The sequence below is a fragment of the Pantoea sp. Z09 genome (genome assembly GCF_022394795.1).
GTDB classification, from domain to species: Bacteria; Pseudomonadota; Gammaproteobacteria; order Enterobacterales; family Enterobacteriaceae; genus Pantoea; species Pantoea latae.
Window position 1 is genome coordinate 2,290,042 of record NZ_CP092373.1, and the last position, 26,077, is coordinate 2,316,118.

Annotated in this window: 27 protein-coding genes and 1 pseudogene; 17 read left to right on the top strand and 11 right to left on the bottom strand. The window is 57.8% G+C overall.

Annotated elements, in window-relative coordinates; all coding sequences use genetic code 11:
* Window positions 1–54: 54 nt before the first annotated feature.
* Together glgX and MC269_RS10975 are read left to right on the top strand one after the other, a co-directional pair.
* A complete protein-coding gene (gene glgX / locus MC269_RS10970) occupies window positions 55–2,130 on the top strand; it encodes a glycogen debranching protein GlgX (protein WP_081141078.1) in 2,076 nt (691 codons plus the stop codon).
* Between the two features lie 336 nt (window positions 2,131–2,466).
* A complete protein-coding gene (locus MC269_RS10975) occupies window positions 2,467–2,652 on the top strand; it encodes a general stress protein (protein ID WP_081141077.1) in 186 nt (61 codons plus the stop codon).
* Between the two features lie 124 nt (window positions 2,653–2,776).
* On the opposite strand, the gene MC269_RS10980 is transcribed toward MC269_RS10975, so the two are convergent.
* Both MC269_RS10980 and uraH read right to left on the bottom strand, forming a co-directional pair.
* Window positions 2,777–4,102, bottom strand: coding sequence for a DUF4105 domain-containing protein (locus MC269_RS10980; RefSeq protein ID WP_239952421.1), 1,326 nt, complete (start codon window positions 4,100–4,102; stop codon window positions 2,777–2,779).
* A gap of 231 nt (window positions 4,103–4,333) precedes the next feature.
* Entirely contained in the window at window positions 4,334–4,756 is a 423-nt protein-coding gene (uraH, locus tag MC269_RS10985; RefSeq protein ID WP_239952422.1) for a hydroxyisourate hydrolase, read from the bottom strand.
* Window positions 4,757–5,040: 284 nt separating this feature from the next.
* On the opposite strand from uraH, the gene MC269_RS10990 reads away from it, so the two are divergent.
* The 4 genes from MC269_RS10990 to MC269_RS11005 all read left to right on the top strand — a co-directional run bounded on the left by MC269_RS10990 (window position 5,041) and on the right by MC269_RS11005 (window position 6,789).
* A complete protein-coding gene (locus tag MC269_RS10990; protein WP_371824336.1) occupies window positions 5,041–5,658 on the top strand; it encodes a TetR/AcrR family transcriptional regulator in 618 nt (205 codons plus the stop codon).
* A gap of 150 nt (window positions 5,659–5,808) precedes the next feature.
* Window positions 5,809–6,012 (top strand): hypothetical protein, encoded by a 204-nt coding sequence (locus MC269_RS10995; RefSeq protein WP_239952424.1) that lies wholly within the window; start codon window positions 5,809–5,811, stop codon window positions 6,010–6,012.
* A 92-nt stretch (window positions 6,013–6,104) separates the two neighbouring features.
* On the top strand, window positions 6,105–6,344 hold the full coding sequence (gene ycgZ / locus MC269_RS11000; protein WP_239952425.1) for a regulatory protein YcgZ: 240 nt from the start codon (window positions 6,105–6,107) through the stop codon (window positions 6,342–6,344).
* A gap of 175 nt (window positions 6,345–6,519) precedes the next feature.
* Window positions 6,520–6,789 (top strand): hypothetical protein, encoded by a 270-nt coding sequence (locus MC269_RS11005; protein WP_081141071.1) that lies wholly within the window; start codon window positions 6,520–6,522, stop codon window positions 6,787–6,789.
* Window positions 6,790–6,810: 21 nt separating this feature from the next.
* Here the strand turns inward: MC269_RS11005 and umuC are convergent, their stop codons facing one another.
* The 8 genes from umuC to icd form a co-directional block, all read right to left on the bottom strand.
* The gene (gene umuC / locus MC269_RS11010) at window positions 6,811–8,073 is read right to left on the bottom strand and encodes a translesion error-prone DNA polymerase V subunit UmuC (protein WP_239952426.1); all 1,263 of its coding nucleotides are present in this window, start codon (window positions 8,071–8,073) and stop codon (window positions 6,811–6,813) included.
* Window position 8,074: 1 nt separating this feature from the next.
* Complete coding sequence (gene umuD, locus MC269_RS11015) at window positions 8,075–8,494, bottom strand: translesion error-prone DNA polymerase V autoproteolytic subunit (protein ID WP_081141069.1); 420 nt, start codon at window positions 8,492–8,494, stop codon at window positions 8,075–8,077.
* Between the two features lie 1,034 nt (window positions 8,495–9,528).
* On the bottom strand, window positions 9,529–9,681 hold the full coding sequence (locus MC269_RS11020; RefSeq protein ID WP_239955108.1) for a hypothetical protein: 153 nt from the start codon (window positions 9,679–9,681) through the stop codon (window positions 9,529–9,531).
* 1 nt (window position 9,682) lies between these two features.
* Complete coding sequence (locus MC269_RS11025) at window positions 9,683–9,895, bottom strand: cold-shock protein (RefSeq protein WP_033747854.1); 213 nt, start codon at window positions 9,893–9,895, stop codon at window positions 9,683–9,685.
* A gap of 303 nt (window positions 9,896–10,198) precedes the next feature.
* A complete protein-coding gene (locus MC269_RS11030; RefSeq protein ID WP_239952427.1) occupies window positions 10,199–10,477 on the bottom strand; it encodes a hypothetical protein in 279 nt (92 codons plus the stop codon).
* Between the two features lie 275 nt (window positions 10,478–10,752).
* Complete coding sequence (locus MC269_RS11035) at window positions 10,753–10,947, bottom strand: hypothetical protein (protein WP_239952428.1); 195 nt, start codon at window positions 10,945–10,947, stop codon at window positions 10,753–10,755.
* A 107-nt stretch (window positions 10,948–11,054) separates the two neighbouring features.
* Window positions 11,055–12,023: an IS5-like element IS903B family transposase gene (locus tag MC269_RS11040; protein ID WP_000654812.1), complete on the bottom strand. Its 969-nt coding sequence runs from the start codon at window positions 12,021–12,023 to the stop codon at window positions 11,055–11,057.
* Window positions 12,024–12,490: 467 nt separating this feature from the next.
* Window positions 12,491–13,741 (bottom strand): NADP-dependent isocitrate dehydrogenase, encoded by a 1,251-nt coding sequence (icd, locus tag MC269_RS11045; RefSeq protein ID WP_081141064.1) that lies wholly within the window; start codon window positions 13,739–13,741, stop codon window positions 12,491–12,493.
* A gap of 96 nt (window positions 13,742–13,837) precedes the next feature.
* Between icd and rluE the strand changes: the two genes are divergently transcribed.
* From rluE to MC269_RS11085, 8 genes and pseudogenes are all read left to right on the top strand, one after another.
* Window positions 13,838–14,506 (top strand): 23S rRNA pseudouridine(2457) synthase RluE, encoded by a 669-nt coding sequence (gene rluE, locus MC269_RS11050; RefSeq protein WP_239952429.1) that lies wholly within the window; start codon window positions 13,838–13,840, stop codon window positions 14,504–14,506.
* A gap of 50 nt (window positions 14,507–14,556) precedes the next feature.
* A pseudogene (locus MC269_RS11055) lies at window positions 14,557–15,035 on the top strand (NUDIX domain-containing protein).
* A gap of 43 nt (window positions 15,036–15,078) precedes the next feature.
* Window positions 15,079–16,191: a tRNA 2-thiouridine(34) synthase MnmA gene (gene mnmA / locus MC269_RS11060; protein WP_239952430.1), complete on the top strand. Its 1,113-nt coding sequence runs from the start codon at window positions 15,079–15,081 to the stop codon at window positions 16,189–16,191.
* Between the two features lie 33 nt (window positions 16,192–16,224).
* Window positions 16,225–16,866 carry a high frequency lysogenization protein HflD gene (hflD, locus tag MC269_RS11065; RefSeq protein WP_081141061.1) on the top strand — a complete coding sequence of 214 codons (642 nt, stop codon included), beginning with the start codon at window positions 16,225–16,227 and terminating at the stop codon, window positions 16,864–16,866.
* Between the two features lie 42 nt (window positions 16,867–16,908).
* Window positions 16,909–18,279 (top strand): adenylosuccinate lyase, encoded by a 1,371-nt coding sequence (gene purB / locus MC269_RS11070; RefSeq protein WP_239952431.1) that lies wholly within the window; start codon window positions 16,909–16,911, stop codon window positions 18,277–18,279.
* A 104-nt stretch (window positions 18,280–18,383) separates the two neighbouring features.
* Window positions 18,384–19,052: a two-component system response regulator PhoP gene (phoP, locus tag MC269_RS11075; protein WP_033747880.1), complete on the top strand. Its 669-nt coding sequence runs from the start codon at window positions 18,384–18,386 to the stop codon at window positions 19,050–19,052.
* A complete protein-coding gene (gene phoQ / locus MC269_RS11080) occupies window positions 19,052–20,512 on the top strand; it encodes a two-component system sensor histidine kinase PhoQ (protein WP_305802639.1) in 1,461 nt (486 codons plus the stop codon). The genes phoP and phoQ overlap by 1 nt, the downstream gene beginning before the upstream one ends.
* A 56-nt stretch (window positions 20,513–20,568) precedes the next feature.
* Complete coding sequence (locus MC269_RS11085; protein ID WP_081141058.1) at window positions 20,569–21,696, top strand: cupin domain-containing protein; 1,128 nt, start codon at window positions 20,569–20,571, stop codon at window positions 21,694–21,696.
* A 120-nt stretch (window positions 21,697–21,816) separates the two neighbouring features.
* Here MC269_RS11085 and pepT read toward each other — a convergent pair whose 3' ends face one another.
* Window positions 21,817–23,046 (bottom strand): peptidase T, encoded by a 1,230-nt coding sequence (pepT, locus tag MC269_RS11090; RefSeq protein WP_239952432.1) that lies wholly within the window; start codon window positions 23,044–23,046, stop codon window positions 21,817–21,819.
* A 293-nt stretch (window positions 23,047–23,339) separates the two neighbouring features.
* Between pepT and potA the strand changes: the two genes are divergently transcribed.
* From potA to potC, 3 genes are read left to right on the top strand one after another with little or no spacing between them, the layout of a single operon-like run.
* Window positions 23,340–24,455 carry a spermidine/putrescine ABC transporter ATP-binding protein PotA gene (potA, locus tag MC269_RS11095; RefSeq protein ID WP_239952433.1) on the top strand — a complete coding sequence of 372 codons (1,116 nt, stop codon included), beginning with the start codon at window positions 23,340–23,342 and terminating at the stop codon, window positions 24,453–24,455.
* Window positions 24,439–25,299 (top strand): spermidine/putrescine ABC transporter permease PotB, encoded by an 861-nt coding sequence (gene potB, locus MC269_RS11100; protein WP_081141055.1) that lies wholly within the window; start codon window positions 24,439–24,441, stop codon window positions 25,297–25,299. Before potA ends, potB begins: the two co-directional genes overlap by 17 nt.
* The gene (gene potC, locus MC269_RS11105) at window positions 25,296–26,069 is read left to right on the top strand and encodes a spermidine/putrescine ABC transporter permease PotC (RefSeq protein ID WP_081141054.1); all 774 of its coding nucleotides are present in this window, start codon (window positions 25,296–25,298) and stop codon (window positions 26,067–26,069) included. Before potB ends, potC begins: the two co-directional genes overlap by 4 nt.
* The last annotated feature ends 8 nt before the right edge of the window (window positions 26,070–26,077 follow it).

Genomic DNA, 26,077 nt, shown 5'->3' on the forward strand with positions numbered 1-26,077 from the left:
ATGTCATTCATCACGGTTTTTGTGGATAGCGTCTTACTGGATGGAGAGGGATAAATGTCTCAGGATACACACTTTGAAATTACGGCCGGTTCGGGCCAGCAGCTCGGCGCCAACTACGATGGCGAAGGGGTCAACTTCGCCCTTTTTTCTGCCCACGCCGAAGGGGTCGAGCTCTGCCTGTTTGATGAGAGCGGCCAGCACGAGATCGCGCGCCTGGCGCTGCCGGAGTTTACGCATGAGGTGTGGCACGGCTACGTGCCGGGCCTGAAGCCGGGCGCGCTCTACGGCTATCGCGTTCACGGCCCGTACGATCCCGAGAACGGGCACCGTTTTAACCCCAACAAGCTGCTGATCGATCCCTACGCGCGCGAGCTGGCGGGCGATATCGAGTGGAACGAGGCGCACTTTGCCTACGATCTGCTGCATGAGGATAAGGATCTGACCTTCGACACGCGCGACAGTGCGCCGTTTATGCCCAAGTGTCGCGTCATCGATCCCAACGAATTCGACTGGCAGGACGACAACCGTCCCACTATCGCCTGGCCGAACGCGGTGATTTACGAGACGCACGTCAAGGGCTTCACCCAGCTCAATCCGGCGCTGCCGGAGGTGCTGCGCGGCACCTACGAGGGCATGGGACATCAGGCCACGGTCGACTATATCAAAAGCCTGGGCATCACCTCGGTAGAGCTGCTGCCGGTGCACTGGTTCCCGGACGATCAGCATCTGCTGGATAAAGGGCTGAAAAACTTCTGGGGCTACAACTCTATCGGCTTTTTCTCTCCCGCACCGCGCTACTACGGGCCGCGCGGCATTCAGGGCTTCCGCGACATGGTGCGCGCCTTCCACGACGCCGGCGTCGAGGTGATCCTCGATGTGGTTTATAACCACACAGCGGAGGGCAACGAGCTGGGGCCGACGCTCTCGTTCAAGGGGATCGATAACTTCTCCTATTACCGCACCCTGCCCGATCAGCACCGCTACTACATCAACGACACCGGCACCGGCAACACCGTGAACACCTCCCATCCGCGCGTGCTGCAGATGGTGATGGACTCGCTGCGCTACTGGGCGGAATCGATGCATATCGACGGCTTTCGCTTCGACCTCGGCACCATTCTCGGCCGCGAGCCGGAAGGATTCGATCAGCGCGGCGGCTTTTTTGACGCCATGATGCAGGATCCGGTGCTGTCAAAGCTGAAGCTGATCGGCGAGCCCTGGGATATCGGCCCCGGCGGCTATCAGGTCGGCGGCTTCCCGCCGGGCTGGGCGGAGTGGAACGACAAATACCGCGATACGGTGCGCGAATACTGGAAGGGCGATAACGTCTCTACCGATTTCGCCGCGCGCCTGCTCGGCTCCGGCGATCTCTACGATCAGCGCGGCCGTCGTCCCTGGGCGAGCGTCAACTTTATTACCGCCCATGATGGCTTTACGCTGAACGATCTGGTCTCCTACAACGAGAAGCACAACGAGGAGAACGGCGAGGATAACAACGACGGCCATAACGACAACCGCTCCTACAACTACGGCGCGGAAGGCGCGACCGAAGATGAAGGTATTAACGCGGTGCGCGAGCGCCAGAAGCGTAACTTCCTCGCCACGCTCTTTTTCTCCCACGGCACGCCGATGCTGCTGGCGGGCGACGAGTTCGGGCGCAGCCAGCTGGGCAACAACAACGGCTACTGTCAGGACAGCGAGATCTCCTGGGTGCACTGGGATAACCTGCCCGCCAGCGCCGAGGCGCTGCGCGAGTTTACCCGCCACGTTATTCGCCTGCGCGCCGAGCAGCCGCTGCTGCGCCGCGAAAACTGGCGCGACGGCATGGAGATCAAGTGGTTTAACGCCGGCGGCGGTTTTCAGCAGGAAGAGCAGTGGGAAGAAGGCTCGACGCTCGGCGTCTATATCGGCCGACCGGACCTGCAAACCGAGGAAGGCATCTGGCACGACGTGCTGATGCTGATTAACCCGTTTGAAGGCACGGTGCCGTTCCGCATTCCGCAGTTTGGCGAAGGCGGCTGGGTGCTGGAGCTGACCACCTCCGATAACGATAACCGTGGGTTGGTGATCACCAAAGAGAAGGATTTCGAGCTGGAAGGCCGCAGCCTCGCGCTGTTCCGTCGTCCATAACCCTCTCACCTGCGCACGCAGCGTCCCGCTAACGGACGCTGCGTTTTTTTATGCTATTCGTCATGAAAAACTGCGTTTATTTTTGTGACGAACATCACAGATTAGCACTATGCGCTAAATTGTACAGCTATTATAAAAGTTGTACATATTAACGTTATTTTTCGTTAGCCGGCAGGCAATTAGGCTGCGCTTTTCCGCGCAGCGTTATTTGCGCCCTGAAAATCGCTAAATATTCATCTCAAATGTCACATTGCAAAATCGCCATTCACCACACATAGTTAATTCGCGTTGAAACTCTTTTTCGTTATTATTATTTTTATACAGAGAGGAATTGATATGACTCAGCGTCGTGGTGGAGCAGGTAATTTTGCCGAAAATCCTGACAGAGCGCGTGAAGCGGGGAAAAAAGGCGGCCAGATGAGTAGCGGTAATTTTAAATATAATCGCGAACGCGCCGTTGAGGCAGGACGCGTTGGCGGCAAGCTCAGCCGCCGTTCAGCCGCCGATAAAAGCGCAGGTTAACGCGCAAACAGCGCCGGGAAATCGTTTCCCGGCTTTTTATTTACCCGCGAAGCAAGCCAGCTATTTTTTTATATTTCGCCATTTCTTTCTTCCCTCTGCTAAATATCCCTTACTGGTGAAAAATTTAGCCACGTCCGGTGTGATACGCCCTATTAACGGCTGGTTCTTTTTCAGCATATAAATAACGGCGGCTGTTGCCTTCCGGCTGCGCCGCCAGCACGCGCCGCAGCACCTCGACATAATCCATCACCAGCCCAGGCGTCCAGGTCATTCCCTCTGCCCGACTGCGGATCAGGCTCAGCAGCCAGAAGTCGGGATCGAGCAGCGCCGCGTAGCCGCGTAAGCCGCGCAGCCCCAGCAGGCCCTCGGTGGCGACGTCGATCGCCTGCATCACGCTGGTCGAGCAGTTACGCGACGTCAGATTGTAGCGGCAATCCTGGCCGTGGCTCGCCCAGTAGTTGGCCAGCGCCTGCTGGTTGTAGTGCGTCAGCGTGAGACGCTTATCCGGCAGGCACCAGGCTTTGATCTCCTGCTCCAGCGAGCGCTGGTGAAAGCCGGCCACGTCATTCTCTTCGCGCGCATGCAGCATCTGTAAAAAGCCGCCCAGGCTACAGCTCATATCCTCTACCGGATAAAAGCTGACGTAGAGCGCGTCGCCCATCGCCAGCGAAGTATGGCCGGTGGAGACCTTCCCCCGATGATCGATAGCGGCGACCCAGCGGTCAAACCAGGGGCGGCGTCCGGCGACGCTGCCCGACCCCAGCGGCGTCCAGATATAGATGGTCAGCGGCACGCTGGCGGGCGCCTGCGTGCAGGCAATGTGGCGATAGTTGAAGCCGTGCGGTTTGCGCACCCCTTTACGGGTAAACAGCGGCAGCGCCGCGACGCTGGTCTCCGCCGGCAGGGCACGAATTTGCCTGCTCATCTGCAGCAGCGAGCAGGCCCAGCCCAGCAGCACCAGAGCGAAGCCTAGTGGGATCAGCACGCGGTGCGAAAGCGGCCAGTTGGCGACGATCGCCAGGCTGAACAGCCACTCACCACCGCCAATCGCCAGCTTGCTGTGCCAGCGGCGGCAGCGCATCAGACCACAGGAGATGAGGCGAAAGCCGCCGTCGAAGAAAAAGGCCAGCGCGAACAGCCAGGCGACGCAGTCGCCCCTCTCATGCGGCGCGGCGAGCAAGGCCGCACCCAGCAGCAGCAGCGCCAGCGCGTTAATCCGCGCCGGCCAGCCGCGGTCAAAGCCGGCGCGCGCACGCCACGCCTGCAGCAGCCCTTCGGCGGTTAAAAACAGCCCCAGCAGCAGCAGCGGCACTGACAGCGTGCCGTGGTAGAGGCTCTCCAGCACGATGCCCAGGCTGGCGCCGAGGCAGATCAGGCCGGCCAGCAGCAGTGCGGGCCAACTGGCGCGCAGCGCCGGTCCGCCCATAAGTAAAAACAGCAGTCGCAGCAAAGGGGTAGGCTCCCGTCAAAATCCTGAACGTCCGGCTGGCCTTGAAGCATGCGTTGCGGCACGGAGATTCCTTCTCCCCTGGGCACCATCCTACCGTTTGCGCAGCGTACGGGATAAAGATTAGTTTTCGCTTAATTCTGCCGCGGCGCGCCTGCCGCTCAACGCGGCCCGTGCGGCAAAAAAAAGCCTGAGGCGCGTCGCCGCCTCAGGCCAGAGGGTAACCAGTGCCGCTTAGTTGCCGCGGTAGGTGGAGTAGCCGTAAGGGCTGAGCAGCAGCGGGATGTGATAGTGCTGGCTGCTGTTGTCGAGGGTGAAGATCACCGGGATCTCCGGGAAAAAGGTCTTTTGCTTAACGCTGTCATAGTAGTCGCCGGTTTTGAACACCACTTTATAGGTGCCCTGCTGCGCCGGCTTGCCCGCCGGATAGAGCGCGCTGATGCGACCATTGGCGTCGGTAACGCCGGTGGCGAGCTTAACCCAGTTGCCGTTGAGGTTCTGATCCAGCTCGACCGAGACGCCAGGCGTCGGGATGCCGGTTTGCAGGTTCAGCACGTGAACGCTGATGGGATTTTTCGCCGGGGTGGTTTCTGCGGCTGAGGCGGAACAGGCGACAGCGATCAGCGCTGCAGCACCAGAAATTAACAGAGATTTCATAAGTCATCCTTTTTTATGTTGACGCCTCCAGATTAATCCCGCGGCGGCGCAGCGTATAATTTTGCGTGACGTATCTGAAATTTCTGAGAAAGCCGATAATGCGGCGTGATTGCCACCTTTTCTTTGTGTAATAAAAATGACTATTTAGCCTGCTTATTTATTTTGCCTTTTCCCGTTCGCGCTTCGCTTTTTTTTACGGCAACGACCACCGCGCAAAAGTTTATTTTTTCCCGTTGAGCGCCGAGTGTGGTAATTTGGAAACAAACACTTTATTAAGTTGAGCAATGACGACACCCCGGACCTCGGCCGCGCCCGTCAGAGAGCGTGGCAGACCCAGAGCCTTCGATACCGATAAAGCGCTGGATAACGCCATGATCGTTTTCCGGCAGAAAGGGTTTCACGCCTCATCGGTAGCCGATCTCAGCGAAGCGATGAATCTGACCGCCGGCAGCATCTACAAGGCGTTTAAAGACAAGCGCACCCTGTTTCTGCGCGTGTTTGAGCGTTATATCTCGGTGCGCAACGCCGACCTGCGCGCGCGTTTGCAGCCGCACGCCACCGGCAGAGCGCGTATCGCCGAGCTGCTGCAGTTTTACCTCGACTCCGCGCGTGAAATCGAAGGACGACGCGGCTGTCTGGTGGTGGGCAGCACCGTTGAGCTGCAAAGCCTCGACGACGAGCTTTCCGAGCTGGTGCGTCAGGCGGTGCTGCGCAACCGCCATTTCCTGATGTCGCTGATTCGAGAGGGCCAGCAGGATGGTTCGATCTCCGCCATGCTGGATGTTGACACCGCGGCGGGCCTGCTGCTGTGTGTGGCTTTCGGCATGCGCGTCGTCGGTAAAGTTCAGGATGTGACTAACGGCGCGGAAACGATTAATATGGTGCTCGGCATTCTGGATTAATTTATCTGCCGTATTAGGAAATAATTATTTCCTAAATATAATCCGCACAGGTCGTGCTGTTAAGCAGGCCGGTGCTTTTCCCGCTTAAACCGTAACAGAGATAAATGCATTCAAATATATTCTGGTTGTTACCGCCTTTCAGGAGGCAGAGTGAACCCCAATGAAACGGCCGATCGCGACGAAATCTATGCGTTACTGGGCCGCGTCGTAGCCCAGCTCCTGCAGCCTGGGGAAGTCCTGCCTTTACAGGAAATTATTGGCGCGCTCTATCGCGCCGGCGCGCGTACCGAAGATCCTGCTATTCAGGACGCCTGCGATCGCGCCATTCGCCTGCTGGCCAGCAAATTAAATTAGCGAACATTCTGTACAAGTTTATAAAAATTGTATAAGTTTAGGCCTGACTTAACTGACCATGTTTTAATCACACGGATATGTAAGGGTTGTGTATGCATCAGACCGGAAACAGGCCAATCGCAGCCAACGACATCGCTCACTACTTCAGCAAGGCCGAACTGCCGTGTGAGCAGGAGACGTTAGGTCAAATCGCAGTCGAGATCCTGCGCGCGGGTAAACCGCTCAACCGCAAAGCGATCTGCGCCAAACTGCTTGCCCGACTGGCGACAGCCACCAGCCCGGAAGAGGAGCAGCATTATCAAAAGTTAATCGGCTTGTTATTTGGACGTTAACTTTAATTTTCGGGCTGACCATTGCGTTCAGCCCCTCCCCGCAGCATCATCCCCAGTGGAGTGTGTCAGGCACAGCATTTTGACGGACATTCGCCGCAGGCGATCCAGCGCAGATGGCTTGCTTTTAGGCACTCTGGCCAGTTAACGGGCAACCACTGTAATAAGAGATGCGGGTATGCACAGAAGTAAAATTGAAAGACTGACAGACTACGTGATTGGCGAAGCCGTCGCCGCCCTGCTGGAGCAGAACGCCGCCATCTCTGGCGCTTCGCTGGCGGCCCGCCTGAAAACCATGGCGGTGATGGAAACCGACAGCGACCGTAAGCAGGCGCTAACGCTGGCGCTGGCGGAGATACGCGAAGAGTTCCCTTCCGCGCGCGGCGTGGCGGACGCGCCGCCGCGCAGCCTGAGCGCACAGGCTTCGGCAGGCGCGAAAAAGCACTGATGCCGCGTGCAGGCCGGTCGCCTACTTGACGACAGGCAGGTCCGCAAAGCGCGTCGTATAGCTGGGCGACAGCATCTCTCGCTTCATCGCCCAGCTTTTCTCAATGCCCTGTCCGGCAAACCAGAGCGTTCCCCTGCCCGCCTGATTAATCCGATCCACCACCTGCATCAGCGCCTCGCTGTTGGCGCGCGGCCCGTAAGCGTCAAACAGGTGCAGCTGCGCTACGCCCTGGCTAAAAAAATCCCCCAGCATCACGCCAGCTTTCATATAGCGATAGCCCTCCAGCCATATGCGGTCCAGCGCCTCGGTGGCGATGCGCACGATATCGCGGGTATCGTTCGACGGCGTCAGTAGCTGCCCCGTCGCCTGATTGCCGTAGTAGGGTTCGTTTTCCGCATGCGGGCTGGTTTTCAGGAACACCGCGATCTGTCGGCAGTACTGCTTCTCCTGGCGCAGCTTCTCCGCCGCCCGCTCAGCGTACTGACAAACCGCCTGCCGCACCTCGGCGTAATCGGTCAGCCGCGTGCCGAACGAGCGCGAGCAGACAATCTGCTGTTTGGTCGGCGTCATCTCCTCCAGCTCCAGGCAGGCTTCGCCGCGCAGCTCGCGCACCGTGCGCTCCAGCACCACGTTGAAATGTTTGCGTATCACCCAGGTAGAGCTGTCAGCCAGCTGCAGCGCCTGCTCAATCCCCATCTGCTTCAGCTTCTTGCCGATGCGGCTGCCGACGCCCCACACCTCCTCTACCGGCGTCAGCGCCATCAGCTTGCGCTGCCGCTCCGGGTGAGAAAGATCGACTACCCCCTTTGTGCCGGGATATTTTTTCGCGGCGTAATTGGCCAGCTTCGCCAGCGTCTTGGTCGGCGCGATGCCGACGCCGACCTGCAGATGCGTCTCCTGCGCCACGCGCGCCTGCACCGCGCGACCAAACGTCTCCAGCGGCTGACAGAAGCTGACGCCGCTCAGGTTAAGGAAAGCTTCGTCGATGCTGTAGATTTCGACCGCCGGCGCCATCTCCTCCAGCGTGGTCATGACCCGCAGGCTCATATCGGCATACAGCGCGTAGTTAGAGCTGAACACCTGCACCCTGTGCCTGCGCAGCGCCTCTTTCAGCTTAAAAAAGGGCGCGCCCATAGTGATGCCGAGCGCCTTCGCCTCCGCGCTGCGGGCAATGACGCAGCCGTCGTTGTTGGACAGCACCACCACCGGCACCCCTTTCAGATCGGGACGAAAGACGGTTTCGCAGCTGGCGTAAAAGCTGTTGACGTCCACCAGCGCGAACATATCAGTGCGTCGATTTAATCACGTAGGTCACCACGCCGAACACCTGCAGGCCGTCGGGCGTATTAATCGGGATCGGGCTGTGTTTGCTGTTGGCGGGCATCAGTAAAATAGAGGGATGAATACGCAGCTGCTTAATGGTGAATTCGCCGTCGATGGCGGCGACGATAATATCGCCATGTTTCGCCGTCAGAGAGGAGTCGACGACGATCATATCCCCTTCGCAGATGCCAGCGTCGATCATGGAGTCGCCGCTGACCCGGAGAAAGTAAGTGGCGCTGGGATGCTGCACCATCAGGTCATTAAGGTCGATGCGCTTTTCGATGTAATCCTGCGCAGGCGAGGGAAAACCACAGGGAACGCGTTCAATATAAAGCGGCAGCGGCAGCAGGTCGCGCACCTCTGCAGGGCGATATAACTTCATGAGAAAGACTCCTTTTATCCATTACTGTATATAAATACAGTAATATCAAACTCATGATTTAAGCAAGGCGCAGCGCAGGTAAAAATGTTGAAGCCACTGACGCCGAAGGAATTATTTTTTGTAAGCGTGCGCGGCCTGAGAGCAATTTGCGCAAAATATCGACTTAATTCAAACTGATATGGCGTGAATATCACCAGCGCGCCTGGCAAAACTTACGGCGGGTTCGCCCTCACTTTTTTACGCGCGTTGATGACGTGACAGCCTGTTCCTGCTGCTCTCTGACCGTGACGCTGCGCCGCGGCGTTTCCCTTATTTGCCGCCGCGCTCTCCCTCTCTGACGGCTGACTTTTTGCGCGCCCGAATCTCAGACTTTTTTACTTTTACGCGCTTTTTTAACCACAATATTAACCACTCAAATTATTCAGCGAAATAAACGCGTGGCTTCCAGCGCTTAATTGTTAGATACCTAACAATTAGATGCTAAGGCATTTATTTATTTTAAACCACTGGCGGCCCTTTTTAACTATGTTATGATTAAGCCGAATTCTGAGCCCAAGCCTCCACCAGAGATATTGCTCCACGAGTCCGTTTTATTTCCAGTATGACTCTCCCCTGCTTTGCGGGGGCGTTTTTTTACTGGCACCTCTCTAATTTTTCCTGTTTTTTCGCCCGCCGCATTGGTTAGTCAATAAATCGCGCCATTTTATTTACAGAGCATTCTTAGTAATCGTTTTCAGAAGCGAAAAAAACAATAAAATTCAATCGCTCCCTTTTCTGAGGCTGCGAATAGTTTTCCTGCTGAACGGGATCTGCCCGCCGTCAAACGGGCAGCGACGCGGAGAGTTGGCTATATTTAAGCGGCTCGGTAATGAAATCCACATGACTTACTGAGCGGCTGTTACTCCAACCCCTTGCCCCCGTTTGGGGGCTTTTTTTTGCGGCAACGAAAAAAGGCATCCCGAAGGATGCCTTAATAAAATGCTGCCTGGCTTTACGCCTCTGCCTGCTTATCTGCACGGCAGAGCGCGAGAATATTAGCGCGTCAGCATACCGGCAAACACCATGGCGGATTTGCAAAAAATGCATTTGGCGCCGTGGGGATTACTTTTGCACTGGTCGAACGCAGAAACACGATACTGTGAGCTCTGGCAGGATGGGCAGCGAAAGCGTCTGGCTGAAAGGGTAATATTAAAGCCCTACAACGTTAACGGCTGACGGTCCTTTAGGACCCTGCTCAACAGAAAATTCAACGCGCTGGCCTTCGTCAAGCGAGCGATAATCAGTGCCCTGAATAGCAGAAAAGTGGACAAAAACGTCCTTGCTGCCGTTTTCAGGAGAAATAAAACCAAAACCTTTTTCTGAGTTAAACCACTTAACGGTTCCGAGGATTTTGTTCGACATAATAATTGACCTTTTTAATGCGCCTTACGGCAAAAGAGGCTGAATTGCAGAAACGAATCAGAACGTGAGGAAGACTCAAAAAGAAGGCCATGGAGCGGCACTAACTGAGATGAGAAATACAATATGAACTAACCTTCAAACTGTCTGCTAATCAGACCGACAGGCTATTAACGCACGTCCAGATAACATTAGCAAGCTAAAAATTAGCCAACTCTGCACGCACCGTTGAGCCTTGCCGCACTTGCCTGCGGCAGGCGACTGGACGCTGCTGCAGCGTCCAGTTAACCACCTCTGGCGCAGGCGCTACTCCTGCTGCACTAAGGCTGCCCTCATCGCCTGCTCGCTGCTGAGACGCTTGCGCGTGACGTTATTGAGCTTCGTCAGCCAGATCGAAAACTGATCGACCAGCCTCTGCGCTTCGGCTTCATTTTCGGCGTAGCAGAGAAAAATCCTGCTTTTGGTATTGCTATGCTCGTCTAAGGCATAGATTTCAAAATCCGCACCATACTTGCTGTATATAATGGCGGTAAAAGAGATTTTCTCCCAGGACTCAATTTTGTTTTCAAACTGCTTATAATTCACTTTATTCACCTGATAATAATTAATGCATGCGCCCGACAGCCGTTTGGGCCAGCGGATTATAGTGCAAGTGCGTTAATCATTGGTGTTCAAAAAAGTTATTTCGCGCTTCAGTTTTTATGCAGAGCAGGCAACGTTGTTTTAAATCAAATAAACTCGCTTTTTTCAGGGAAACCGACAATAAGGCAGCGGGTTCTCTTGCGTTAACGCCTTCTGTGGTTTACGCCCTGTCGCCTCGCCAGGCGCCTGCGATGCCGCCGCCTGGCGAGGCTTGCTCATCACAGCGATTCGGCGGCATGAAAACGCGACGGCGGCACTAATCTGTCGCCGATAATTTCAAACGCCATCATTTTAAAATAGGTGGTGGTGACAGGAATGGCGCTTTGCGGGCGATACCAGCCAAACTGCGCTAAATAATACCAGACCTGCAGCGGCTCGCTGCCCGATTTAACCCAGTAGAAACCTTCTTGCATAAGTGACTCAATCAGCGAACGCTGTTTAGAAGACACTCATGCATGTCCAGTGGCTTTGTTGAATAAATCAGATTTCGGGTAAGTCTCCCCCGTAGCGGGTTGTGTTTTCAGGCAATACGCACGCTTTCAGGCATACCTGCTTTCGTCATTTTGTTCAGCGCTCGTACCAGGGCCATAGCCTCTGCAACCTGACCATCGTAGTCACGCAGTGTCAGTGAACCCCCGAACAGCTGTTTTACCCGGTACATCGCCGTTTCCGCTATCGAGCGACGGTTGTAATCTGTTGTCCATTTCCACCGCGCATTACTCCCGGTCATTCGCTGATTAGCCACTGCACGGTTACGGTCTGCATATTCACCGGGCCAGTAACCCGCACCTTTTCGGGGAGGGATAAGCGCGCTGATTTTCTTACGCCGCAGTTCATCGTGACATAGCCGGGTATCGTAAGCGCCATCGGCGGCGGCTGACCTGATTTTCCGGTGGGTTTGCCGGATTAACCCGGGGAAGGCCTCTGAGTCCGTAACGTTGTTCAGCGACAGGTCAGCGCAGATGATTTCATGTGTTTTACTGTCAACGGCGAGATGCAGCTTACGCCAGATACGGCGGCGTTCCTGGCCATGCTTTTTGACTTTCCACTCGCCTTCACCGAAGACCTTCAGCCCGGTGGAATCAATTACCAGGTGTGCGATTTCACCCCGGGTGGGCGTTTTGAAACTGACATTAACCGACTTTGCCCGCCTGCTGACACAGCTGTAATCCGGGCAGCGTAGCGGAACGTTCATCAGAGAAAAAATGGAATCAATAAAGCCCTGCGCAGCGCGCAGGGTCAGCCTGAATACGCGTTTAATGACCAGCACAGTCGTGATGGCAAGGTCAGAATAGCGCTGAGGTCTGCCTCGTGAAGAAGGTGTTGCTGACTCATACCAGGCCTGAATAGCTTCATCATCCAGCCAGAAAGTTATGGAGCCACGGTTGATGAGGGCTTTATTGTAGGTGGGCCAGTTGGTGATTTTGAACTTTTGCTTTGCCACGGAACGGTCTGCGTTGTCGGGAAGATACGTGATCTGATCCTTCAACTCAGCAAAAGTTCGATTTATTCAACAAAGCCTAAAAGAGCAAAAAAAAACCCTGCATCAACAGGGTTAATTTTAAATACCAATAAGATAAAAATTACATTTTGATGAGGTTGCGTGAGCCGGGTCGCCTGACAACACTCAGGCACTATTTTACGGCGTAATAAGGTGAAGTTTATGACTTATATCAATTACCACGAGCGCCCTTCACTATTTTCAACTTCAAACAGGAATGCACGTTGTTTGTATGTTACTTATGATATTGCGCTGTAAAAAATAATAGCGCATGCGCGTCAAAAAATAATAAAAATGCAGGCGGAATAGAAAATATCTTTAGCCGCAAAAGAATTTGCGGCCTGTTTTAACGGGGTTGAGGTGATGCGCGATAAAATACAAGTGGACCCCGCTGTCGCGCGCAAAAAAAAACGCCGACCGCCCGTGCGGCGATCGGCGTGAGAAGCTAACGCGTATTACATGTTGGCAATAATGGCGTCGCCAAACTCTGAACACTTCAGCAGTTTCGCGCCTTCCATCAGACGCTCGAAGTCATAGGTCACGGTTTTGTTGGCGATCGCGCCTTCCATGCCTTTAACAATCAGGTCTGCCGCTTCGAACCACTGCATGTGACGCAGCATCATCTCGGCGGAAAGGATCACAGAGCCTGGGTTTACTTTGTCCTGGCCTGCATATTTCGGCGCGGTGCCGTGGGTCGCTTCGAACAGTGCGCACTCGTCGCCGATGTTCGCGCCCGGTGCGATACCGATGCCGCCAACCTGCGCCGCCAGGGCGTCAGAGATGTAGTCGCCGTTCAGGTTCATACAGGCGATAACGTCGTACTCAGCCGGACGCAGCAGGATCTGCTGCAGGAACGCATCGGCAATCACATCTTTAACGATGATATCTTTGCCGGTGTTCGGGTTTTTGATCTTCATCCACGGGCCGCCGTCCAGCAGCTCAGCGCCGAACTCTTCTTTCGCCAGCTGGTAGCCCCAGTCTTTGAACGCGCCTTCGGTGAACTTCATGATGTTGCCTTTGTGCACCAGCGTCAGAGAATCGCGGTCGTTGGTGATCGCATACTCAATCGCTGCGCGCACCAGACGTTTGGTGCCCTCTTCCGAACACGGCTTCACGCCGATGCCGCAATCCTGCGGGAAGCGGATTTTCTTCACGCCCATTTCGTCGCGCAGGAATTTGATCACCTTGTCTGCTTCCGCTGAACCGGCTTTCCATTCGATGCCTGCATAGATATCTTCCGAGTTTTCACGGAAGATCACCATGTCGGTATCTTCAGGGCGTTTGACCGGGCTCGGCGTGCCGGTGTAGTAGCGCACCGGACGCAGGCAAACGTAAAGATCCAGCTCCTGACGCAGCGCCACGTTCAGAGAACGGATGCCGCCGCCAACAGGCGTGGTCAGCGGGCCTTTGATGGCGACGCGGTACTCTTTGATCAGGTCGAGGGTTTCCTGCGGCAGCCAGACGTCCTGGCCGTAAAGTTCGACAGATTTCTCGCCGGTGTAGATCTCCATCCAGGAGATTTTGCGCTCGCCGTTATAGGCTTTTTGCACCGCGGCGTCGACCACTTTCAGCATAACCGGAGAAACGTCTACGCCAATGCCATCACCCTCGATGTAAGGAATGATCGGGTTAGTCGGGACAGTGAGCTTGCCCTGATCCAGGGTGATTTTTTGACCTTCCGCCGGAACAACTACTTTGCTTTCCATTAACCTCTCCTGGGCATTTTGTTAATAAATTGTAAGATGTGACGCCATGATACTTGAATATTTACGCCGCGCCAATCGCCGCTGTTTCACGTTATAATGCGCCGATTGTCACCGACTGCAAATCTCATGCGAAAAAGTTCTCAGCAAATTCACCAGCATAAACGCGCTGACCGCACGCCACGCGGCGCTCAGCGTAAACCGCCACGCGCGCGCGGGCCGCGGCGCGTCATATTATTTAACAAACCATTCGATGTTCTGCCACAGTTTAGCGATGAAGCCGGACGCCAGACGCTGAAAGATTTTATCCCGGTAGGCGACGTTTATGCCGCTGGCCGCCTCGATCGCGACAGCGAAGGATTGATGGTGCTGACCAACGACGGCGCGCTGCAGGCGGCGCTGACGCAGCCCGGCAAGCGTACTGGCAAGATCTACTATGTGCAGGTCGAGGGCGAGCCGCAGGAGGCGGATCTGGCGGCGCTGCGTCATGGCGTTAATCTGAAAGATGGCCCGACGCTGCCCGCCGGCGTCGAAAAGGTCGCCGAGCCTGAGTGGCTATGGCCGCGCCAGCCGCCGATCCGCGAGCGCAAAGCGATACCCACCAGCTGGCTGAAGGTGACGCTCTACGAGGGGCGTAACCGTCAGGTGCGCCGCATGACGGCGCATATCGGCCATCCGACGCTGCGCCTGATCCGCTACGCCATGGGCGACTACCGGCTCGACGCCCTGGCGCCGGGCGAGTGGCGCGACATCACCGAATCGACGTAAGAGGCATCACCCTTTTTCGATAACGTCAGGTTAACAATCCCGGAGGATCGATGTTTAAACCTCATGTCACCGTCGCCTGTATCGTGCAGGCCGAAGGCGAACTGTTAGTGGTGGAAGAGCGCGTCAACGGTCGCGCCACCTGGAACCAGCCCGCCGGTCACCTGGAAGCGGATGAAACGCTGCTGGAGGCGGCGCGCCGCGAGCTGCGCGAAGAGACCGGTATCGACTGCCCGCTCAGCTATTTTCTCGGTGTGCAGCAGTGGATCGCTCCGGACAATACGCCTTTCGTGCGCTTTCTGTTTGGCGTCGACCTGGCGGAGAAGCGTGCGACCGCACCGCACCGCAGGACAGCGATATCGACTGCTGCTGGTGGCGCACCCCTGAGCAGATTATCGCCGCCGATTGCCTGCGTTCGCCGCTGGTCGCCGAAAGCGTGCGGCTGTGGCAACAGGGCGCGCGCTACCCGCTGCATCTGATCGCGCCGTTTCAGTGGCCGTTTCACGAGGGTGCGCGCCACGCCGACGCGTGATAGAATGCGCCGCCTGTTTTTTTATCGTAATCAAGAGTGCGTCATGTCTGACAACAGCCAGAAAAAAGTGATCGTCGGTATGTCCGGCGGCGTCGATTCTTCCGTATCCGCCTGGTTACTGCAGCAGCAGGGCTATCAGGTAGAAGGCCTGTTCATGAAGAACTGGGAGGAAGACGACGGCGAGGAGTATTGTACCGCCGCGGACGATCTGGCGGATGCGCAGGCGGTGTGCGACAAGCTCGGCATTAAACTGCATAAAATCAACTTTGCGGCAGAGTACTGGGACAACGTCTTCGAGCACTTTCTTGAAGAGTACAAAGCGGGCCGCACGCCCAATCCCGATATTCTCTGCAACAAAGAGATCAAATTCAAAGCCTTCCTGGAGTTCGCAGCGGAAGATCTCGGCGCCGACTATATCGCCACCGGCCACTACGTGCGCCGCGCGGACGTCGACGGCAAAAGCCAGCTGCTGCGCGGCCTCGACGGCAACAAAGATCAGAGCTACTTCCTCTACACGCTGAGCCACGAGCAGATCGCCCAGAGCCTGTTCCCGGTCGGCGAGCTGGAGAAGCCGGAGGTGCGCCGCATCGCCGAACAGCTTGACCTCATCACCGCGAAGAAAAAAGACTCCACCGGCATCTGCTTTATCGGCGAGCGCAAATTCCGCGACTTCCTCGGCCGCTATCTGCCGGCGCAGCCGGGCGCGATTGAAACCGTGGACGGTCAGGTGGTCGGCGAGCATCAGGGGCTGATGTACCATACGCTGGGTCAGCGCAAAGGCCTCGGCATCGGCGGCCTGAAAGAGAGTAACGACGATCCCTGGTACGTGGTAGACAAAGACGTGGCGCGCAATCGCCTGATCGTGGCGCAGGGCGGCGACCATCCGCGCCTGATGTCGGTGGGCCTGATCGCCCAGCAGCTGCACTGGGTCGATCGCCAGCCGATCGCCGCCCCGCTGCGCTGCACGGTAAAAACGCGCTATCGCCAGACGGATATTCCCTGCGAAATCGTGCCGCGCGGCGACGATCGCATCGAGGTGCGCTTTGACGCGCCGGTCGCGGCGGTGACGCCAGGCCAGTCCGCCGTGTTCTATCTCGGCGAGGTGTGCCTCGGCGGCGGCATTATCGAAGAGCGCCTGCCGCTGATCGCAGAGTAAGTCGGCCTGGCTGACGCGTAGACAGGAGTAACCGTGGCTAAAAATTATTATGACATCACGCTGGCGCTGGCGGGCATTTGCCAGGCGGCGCATCTGGTCCAGCAGCTGGCGCATCAGGGCCAGTGCCAGCCGGAAGCGCTCAACGTCTCGCTGCGCAGCGTGATCGATCTCAATCCTGGCTCGACGCTGGCGGTGTTCGGCAACGATGAAGCCAACCTGCGCCTCGGCCTGGAGACGCTGATGGCGGTGCTCAACAGCAGCAGCCGTCAGGGCGCGGGCGCGGAGCTGACGCGCTATACGCTGAGCATGATGGTGCTGGAGCGCAAGCTGAGCGGCAATAAAAGCGCGCTGGCCACGCTGGCGCAGCGCATCGGCCAGCTCGATCGCCAGCTGGCGCACTATGAGCTTGGCTCGGAAACCATTACCAGCGCTATGGCAGGCATCTACGTCGACGTCATTAGCCCGCTCGGTCCGCGCATTCAGGTGACCGGCTCGCCCACCGTGCTGCAAAATCCGCTGCTGCAGAGCCGGGTACGCGCCACGCTGCTGGCGGGCATCCGCGCCGCCGTGCTGTGGCAGCAGGTCGGCGGCGGCCGTTTTCAGCTGATGCTGTCGCGCCAGCGCCTGCTGCGCGAAGCGAAAACCATTTTATCCCGGCTCTCTCCGGCTTATTAAGCCGCTGAGCCTATACTGTTAAACGATTCAGGAGTTGCACTGATGGAATTATCCTCTCTGACCGCCGTCTCACCTGTCGATGGTCGTTACGGCGATAAAGTCAGCCCGCTGCGCGCGATTTTCAGCGAATTTGGTTTGCTGAAGTTCCGCGTCGAGGTTGAAGTACGCTGGTTACAAAAACTGGCGGCCACCGCAGAGATCAAGGAAGTTCCTGCATTTGATGTTGACGCAAACGCTTTCCTTGACGCAATCGTCGCTAATTTCACCGAAGCGGACGCGGCGCGCATCAAAACTATCGAGCGCACCACCAACCACGACGTGAAAGCGGTCGAATATTTCCTGAAAGAGAAAGTGGAAAGCGTCCCGGCGCTGCACGCGGTGTCGGAATTTATCCACTTCGCCTGCACCTCTGAAGATATCAACAACCTGTCGCACGCGCTGATGCTGGAAAGCGCGCGCCGCGATGTGATCCTGCCCTACTGGCAGCAGATCATCGACGCGGTGAAGCGCCTGGCGCATGAATACCGCGATATCCCGCTGCTGTCGCGCACTCACGGTCAGCCTGCCACGCCCTCCACCATGGGCAAAGAGATGGCGAACGTCGCCTACCGCATGGAGCGTCAGCAGCGCCAGCTGAGCAAGATTGAGATCCTCGGTAAAATCAACGGCGCGGTGGGCAACTACAACGCCCACATCGCCGCCTATCCGGAAGTGGACTGGCACCAGCTGAGCGAGCAGTTCGTCACCTCGCTGGGCGTGACCTGGAACCCCTACACCACGCAGATCGAGCCGCACGACTATATTGCCGAGCTGTTTGACTGTATGGCGCGCTTCAACACCATCCTGATCGACTTCGATCGCGATATCTGGGGCTACGTCGCGCTCAACCACTTCAAACAGAAAACCATCGCCGGCGAAATCGGCTCCTCCACCATGCCGCACAAGGTCAACCCGATCGACTTCGAAAACTCCGAAGGCAACCTGGGTCTGGCGAACGCGGTGATGCAGCATCTGGCGAGCAAGCTGCCGGTGTCACGCTGGCAGCGCGATCTCACCGATTCCACGGTGCTGCGCAACCTCGGCGTCGGCGTCGGCTACGCGCTGATCGCCTATCAGGCGACGCTGAAAGGCATCTCCAAGCTGGAAGTGAACCGCGATCGTCTGCTGGACGAGCTGGATCACAACTGGGAAGTGCTGGCCGAGCCGATTCAGACCGTGATGCGCCGTTACGGCATCGAGAAGCCGTATGAGAAGCTGAAAGAGCTGACGCGCGGCAAACGCGTCGACGCCGCAGGTATGCAGACCTTTATCGACAGCCTGGCGCTGCCGGAAGAGGAAAAAGTGCGCCTGAAGCAGATGACGCCAGCGAACTATCTCGGCCGCGCCATCCAGATGGTTGACGATCTGAAATAAGCGCAGGCGCAGGCGGGGCGCGCCTCGCCTGCGTTAAGCTGTTGTTTAAATGTTTTTGCGTATACTTTATCTTTACTTCAATGCTCTGAGAGTAAGGACAAGCCATGCGTGTTTTGGTTGTGGAAGATAATGCTCTGCTGCGCCATCATCTTGCGGTTCAGCTGCGCGAGATGGGTCATCAGGTCGATGCCGCAGAGGACGCAAAGGAAGCCGACTACTTTTTGCAGGAGCATCTGCCCGATATCGCGCTGGTCGATCTCGGCCTGCCGGATGAAGATGGCATGTCGCTGATCCGCCGCTGGCGCGGCCAGTCGGTGCGTCAGCCGATTCTGGTGCTGACCGCGCGCGAAGGCTGGCAGGCCAAAGTCGAAGCGCTGGAAGCGGGCGCCGACGACTACGTCACCAAACCCTTTCATATTGAAGAAGTGGCCGCACGCCTGCAGGCGCTGATGCGTCGCAACAGCGGACACGCCTCGCAAATTATCGACATGGCGCCGTTTCAGGTCGATCTCTCGCGCCGCGAGCTGACTATCCATGACCAGCCGGTCAAGCTGACCGCCTTTGAGTACACCATCGTCGAAACGCTGATCCGCAACGCCGGTAAAGTGGTGAGCAAAGACTCCCTGATGCTGCAGCTCTATCCCGACGCTGAACTACGCGAAAGCCATACCATCGACGTACTGATGGGACGACTGCGTAAAAAGATCCAGGCGCTGCATGCGGATGAGGTGATCACTACCGTACGCGGTCAGGGATACCGCTTCGATCTCTGATGCGCTGGTTTCAACGCTACCGTCCCCTGTCGCTGCGCGCCCGCTTTTTGCTGGCGTGCTCGGCCATTGTGCTGTTTCTCTCGCTCTCCTACGGCATGGTGGCCGTTATCGGCTACGTGGTCAGCTTCGATAAGAACACCTACCGCGTGATGCGCGGCGAAAGCAATCTCTTCTTTACGCTGGCGCAGTGGCAAAACAACCGGCTCACCATCGCGCAGCCGGAGCGTATGACGCTTAACTTCCCCACGCTGGTGTTTATCTACGATGAGCATGGCAAACTGCTGTGGCAGCAGCGCGACGTGCCGGAAATCCGCGCAAAAATCAGGCACGAGTGGCTGCTGAAGCCCGACTTTTATGAAATCGACACCAGCAATCGCACCAGCGCCGCGGCCATCGGCAACGATCTCTCGGCGCAAAAGCGACTGCACGCGATCGATAATGACAGCAACGACACCTTTACCCACTCGGTCGCCGTCAACCGCTACGACGCCACCACCAACCTGCCGGCGCTGACCATTGTGGTGGTGGACTCTATTCCGCAGGAGCTGCAGCATTCAGACGTGGTCTGGTCCTGGTTCAGCTATGTGCTGGCCGCCAACCTGATTCTGGTGATCCCGCTGCTGTGGCTGGCGGCGCACTGGAGCCTGCGTCCGATTGGCCACCTGGCGACGCAGATACGCGAGCTGGAGACCAGCCAGCGCGAGAACCTCGACGATTCGCCGCCGCAGGAGCTGCGCAGCCTGGTGCGCAACCTCAATCTGCTGTTAAGCAACGAGCGCCAGCGCTATACGCGCTACCGCACCACCCTTTCCGACCTGACGCACAGCCTGAAGACGCCGCTGGCGGTGCTGCAAAGCACGCTGCGCTCGCTGCGCAACGGCAAGGATCTCACCATCGAACAGGCCGAGCCGGTGATGCTGGAGCAGATCAGCCGTATTTCGCAGCAGATTGGCTACTATCTGCACCGCGCCAGCATGCAGGCGGATCACAACCCGCTGCTGCGCGACCTGCATCCGGTCTCGCCGCTGCTCGACAGCCTCTGCTCGGCGCTCAACAAGGTTTATCAGCATAAAGGCGTGGAGATCACCCTCGATGTCTCGCCGGAGGTGACCTTTATCGGCGATAAAAACGACTTTATGGAGGTGCTGGGCAACGTGCTGGATAACGCCTGCAAATACTGCCTGGAGTTTATCGAGGTGAGCGCGCGCCAGACCGAGGATGCGCTGCACCTGTTTATCGACGACGACGGCCCCGGCATCCCGGAGAGCAAGCGCGATCTGGTTTTCGTGCGCGGCCAGCGCGCCGACACCCTGCGCCCTGGCCAGGGGCTGGGGCTGGCGGTGGTGGTGGATATTCTGGAGCAGTATGAGGGCCAGGTGATTGCCACATCCAGCCCACTGGGCGGCGCGCGTATGGAGGTCATCTTCCGCCGTCAGGAAGTTGAACATCGCCGCGAGTAGAAAGGCGTGCGGGCTGTTATACTTGCCTGCATTTACAGCCCTGTGTGGAATGACTCATGGATTATCAGCTCGACCTCAACTGGCCCGACTTTATTCAGCGCTACTGGCAAAAACGTCCGGTGCTGCTCAAGCGCGGCTTCAAAAACTTTATCGATCCTATCTCTCCTGACGAGCTGGCCGGCCTGGCGATGGAAAACGAGGTGGACAGCCGCCTGGTGAGCCATAACGACGGTAAATGGCAGGTGAGCCACGGGCCTTTCGAGAGCTACGATCATCTCGGCGAAAACAACTGGTCGCTGCTGGTGCAGGCGGTGAACCACTGGCATGAGCCTTCTGCGGCGCTGATGCGTCCGTTCCGCTTTTTACCGGACTGGCGCATCGACGATCTGATGATCTCCTTCGCCGTGCCGGGCGGCGGCGTCGGCCCGCACTTCGATCAGTATGACGTGTTCATCATTCAGGGCACCGGCCGTCGCCGCTGGCGCGTCGGCGAGAAAGTGCCGATGAAGCAGCACTGCCCGCACCCCGATCTGCTGCAGGTCGAGCCGTTCGACGCCATCATCGATGAAGAGATGGAGCCAGGCGACATTCTCTATATTCCGCCGGGATTCCCGCACGAGGGCTATTCGCTCGAGAACGCCATCAACTACTCTGTTGGCTTCCGCGCGCCGAGCGGCCGCGAGCTGATCAGCGGCTTCGCCGACTACGTGCTGGCGCGCGAGCTGGGCAGCTACCGCTACAGCGATCCCGAGGTGCCGGCGCGCGACTGTCCGTCGCAGATCCTGCCGCAGGAGATCGAGGGCATTCGCAAGGTGATGCTCGACGTGATTGACCAGCCGGAGCATTTCGCCAACTGGTTCGGGGAGTTTATCTCTCAGTCGCGCCACGAGCTGGACGTCGCCCCGCCGGAGCCGCCCTATCAGCCGGATGAGATTTACGATGCGCTGCAGCAGGGCGACACGCTGTCGCGCCTTGGCGGCCTGCGCGTGCTGACCATCGGCGAGGCGGTGTTCGTCAACGGCGAGCGCGTCGAGTGTTCACAGCCGGAGGTGCTGACGGCGCTGGCGCACCGCCACACGCTGAGCCTGGAAGATTTCGGCGAGGCGCTGGACGACCCGTCGCTGCTGGCGCAGCTCGCCGCGCTGGTGAACGCCGGGTACTGGTACTTTGGCGACGCTGAGTAACCGAGAGCAAAACGCTCCCTGCCGGGAGCGTTAAAGTCTGTAACCGGGTGCCAGTGCAGGTGGCGCCACCTGCTTTCTACCTTATGGCATCGTCTGTAAATTCTGGGTTCGACGCCTGCTTTACCCCTTTTTCTCTGCCGCCAGCGCCGCCAGCCGTACGATCACCTCCACCGACTGCGCCATAATATTAAGCGAGGCGAACTCGTGCTTGCCGTGGTAGTTATAGCCGCCGGTAAAGATATTCGGGCACGGTAATCCTTTCCACGACAGCGCGGACCCGTCGGTGCCGCCGCGAATCGGCTTCACTTTCGGCTCGATGCCGCAGTCGCGCATCGCCTGCAGCGCCAGCTCGATAATATGCGGATGCGGCTCGACCTTCTCGCGCATATTGCGATAGCTGTTGCTGATCTCCACCGTCACGGAACAGTCTTTATGCAGCCCGGCATTAAGGCGCTCGGCAATCGCCGTTAACACCTGCTTGCGCTGCTCGAACGCCTCGGTGTCGAAGTCGCGGATAATATACTGCAGTTCGGCGTGCTCAACCGTGCCCTTCATCTGATGCAGATGGTAAAAACCTTCGTAGCCGTCGGTAAACTGCGGACGCTCTTGTGATGGCACCTCGGCATGAAACGCCGTCGCCACATCCAGCGCGTTCACCATTACCCCTTTCGCCGAGCCTGGGTGCACGTTATTGCCGACCACCTTCACCACCGCTGACGCCGCGTTGAAGTTCTCATACTCAAACTCGCCCAGATCGCTGCCGTCGATGGTGTAGGCCCAGTCGGCGGCGAAGCCCTCAACGTCGAAATGGGAGGTGCCGCGGCCGATCTCTTCATCCGGGGTAAAGGCGACGCGGATCGCGCCGTGGGGAATATCCCCTTCCACCAGACGCGCCATCGCCGTCATGATCTCGGCGATGCCCGCTTTATCGTCGGCGCCGAGCAGCGTTTTGCCGTCGGTGGTGATCAGGGTATGGCCGATCAGCTTATGCAGGATCGGGAACATCACCGGCGAGAGCACCTCTTCGCCGGTGCCGAGTGCGATGTCGCCGCCGCGATAGTTCTCAATGATCTGCGGATTGACGTTCTTCGCCGTAAAATCGGGCGAGGTGTCCATATGCGAGATAAAGCCGATCACCGGCGTCGGCCAGTCAACGTTGGCGGGCAGCGTGCCCATCACGCAGCAGTGATCGCTGAGCGACACGTCGACAAAACCGAGCGCAATCAACTCTTCCTGCAGCTTGCGCGCCAGCGTCCACTGCCCTTCGCTGCTCGGCACCTGACGCGCCTGCGGTTTTGCCTGTGTCTCTACCGCCACGTAACTTAGAAACCGTTCAAGTAACTGATCCATATGCCATCCTTCAAAAGAAGCCGACTATCATTATCAACAGCCGCGTCCGACGCGTGTTGCGTCATATCATTATCTGACAGGTTAACCTGCGCTGCACGTTTGCAGAAGGAACTTTTAACATCGTTGTTAACATCTGTGGTCAGGATCGGGCATCCGCGCCTGATTGCCTCTTTTCACCGCCAAAACATGGCATTGCCCCATTTTTCAGGTATCATCGCGCCCTCTCGCTGGCTGGCCGACGCAAACGGCTATGCTGTAATTTGTTCGACCTCATTACCGACTGAGTGACTAAAATGACGCAAACACGCGCGCAGCAGGCGCTGGTTACGCTTTCTGGCATCAGTAAAGCTTTCGACGGCAAGTCCATCATCAGCAACTTTAACCTGACTATCGATCACGGGGAATTTATTACCCTGCTCGGCCCGTCGGGCTGCGGCAAAACCACTATTCTGCGCCTGATCGCCGGGCTGGAAGAGGTCGACAGCGGCCGCGTGAAGCTGGATGACCACGACATCACCGACACGCCCGCCGAACATCGCCACGTCAATACGGTATTTCAGAGCTACGCGCTTTTCCCGCATATGTCGGTGTTTGAAAACGTCGCCTTCGGTCTGCGCATGCAGAAAACCCCGAACGCCGAGATCGCCGCGCGCGTCAGCGAGGCGCTGGCGATGGTGCAGCTGGAAAGCTTCGCCGACCGCCGACCGCATCAGCTCTCCGGCGGTCAGCAGCAGCGCGTCGCCATCGCGCGCGCGGTGGTGAACCGCCCCAAAGTGCTGCTGCTCGACGAGTCGCTCTCCGCGCTGGACTACAAGCTGCGCAAGCAGATGCAGAACGAACTGAAGGCGCTGCAGCGCAAGCTCGGCATCACCTTTGTCTTCGTCACGCACGATCAGGAAGAGGCGCTGACCATGTCGGACCGCATCGTGGTGATGCGCGACGGCAAGATCGAGCAGGACGGCACGCCGCGCGAAATCTACGAAGAGCCGAAAAACCTGTTCGTGGCGCGCTTTATCGGCGAGATCAACGTGTTTGACGCCGACGTGCTCGACGCCAGCGCCGCACCGCGCGTGCGCGCCCGCGTCGAGGGCCGCGAGTGCGACATTCACTGCGCCTTCCCGGTCAGCGTCGGCGATCGCCTGCACGTGCTGCTGCGCCCGGAAGATCTGCGCGTCGACGAGGTGCACAGCGACCAGCCGATTGAAGGCCTGATCGGCTACGTGCGCGAGCGCAACTACAAGGGAATGACGCTGGAGTCCACCGTCGAGCTGGAAAACGGCAAGCTGGTGACGGTCAGCGAATTCTTTAACGAGGACGATCCCGACTTCGATCACTCCCTTAATCAGAAAATGGCGGTGAACTGGGTTCCCAGCTGGGAGGTGGTGCTGCCCTATGAAGCTGATGCGTAACCGTTTCCAGAAAAGCGTCACGGCGCTGATCGTCGGCTGGCTGGCGCTGTTCGTGCTGCTGCCGAACCTGATGATCTTCGTCACCAGCTTTCTGACGCGCGACGACGCGCACTTCGTGCGGATGGCGTTCACCCTCAGCAACTATACGCGGCTGCTCGATCCGCTCTACGGCGAGGTGCTGCTGCACTCGCTCAATATGGCGGCGATCGCCACGCTCTGCTGCCTGCTGCTGGGCTATCCTTTCGCCTGGTGCCTGACGAAGTTGCCGGCGCGGCTGCGCCCGCTGCTGTTGTTTCTGCTGATCGTTCCCTTCTGGACCAACTCGCTGATCCGCATCTACGGGCTGAAAATCTTTCTCAGCACGCGCGGCTGGCTGAATGATTTTCTGCTGTGGCTGGGGGTGATTGAGACGCCCTTCCGCATTATGTACACGTCGCAGGCGGTGATCCTCGGCCTGATCTACATTCTGCTGCCCTTTATGGTGCTGCCGCTCTACTCCAGCCTGGAGAAGCTGGATCGCGCCTGTCTCGAAGCGGCGCGCGACCTCGGTGCCAGCAAAACGCAGACCTTTTTCCGCATCATTCTGCCGCTGACCATGCCGGGCATCGTCGCGGGCTGTTTGCTGGTGCTGATCCCGGCGATGGGGCTGTTCTACGTGGCGGATCTGATGGGCGGCGCGAAGAACCTGCTGATCGGCAACGTTATCAAGAGTCAGTTCCTCAATATCCGCGACTGGCCGTTCGGCGCGGCGACCAGCATCGTGATGACGCTGCTGATGGGCCTGATGCTGCTGTTTTACTGGCGCGCCGCGCGCCTGCTGAATAAAAAGGTGGAGCTGGAATGATTGCGCGCCTGCTACGCGGCGGCTTTATGGCCGTGATTTACGCCTGGTTTTATATCCCTATCGCGATCCTGATCGTTAACTCGTTCAACGCCTCGCGCTTCGGCATCAACTGGCAGGGTTTCAGCACCCAGTGGTACAGCCTGCTGATGAATAACGACAGCCTGATCCAGGCGGCGCAGCACTCGCTGCTGATGGGCGTGCTCTCCGCCAGCTGCGCCACGCTGATCGGCTCGCTCACCGCCGTGGCGCTCTACCGCTACCGTTTTCGCGGCAAGCCCTTCGTCAGCGGCATGCTGTTCGTGGTGATGATGTCGCCGGATATCGTGATGGCGATCTCCCTGCTGGTGCTGTTTATGCTGCTGGGCATTTCGCTCGGCTTCTGGTCGCTGCTCTTTTCCCATATCACCTTCTGCCTGCCGTTTGTGGTGATCACCGTCTATTCACGGCTGAAGGGCTTTGACGTGCGTATGCTGGAGGCGGCGAAGGATCTGGGCGCCAGCGAAACCACCATCCTGCGTAAAATCATTCTGCCGCTGGCGATGCCGGCGGTGGCGGCGGGCTGGCTGCTGAGCTTTACCCTGTCGATGGACGACGTGGTGGTCTCTTCCTTCGTGACCGGGCCGACCTTTGAGATCCTGCCGCTGAAGATCTATTCGATGGTGAAGGTCGGCGTCTCGCCGGAGGTGAATGCGCTGGCGACCATTTTGCTGCTGCTGTCGCTGCTGTTGGTCGGCGTCAGCCAGCTGTTGCTCCGTGATAAAACCAAATAGAGGATTGA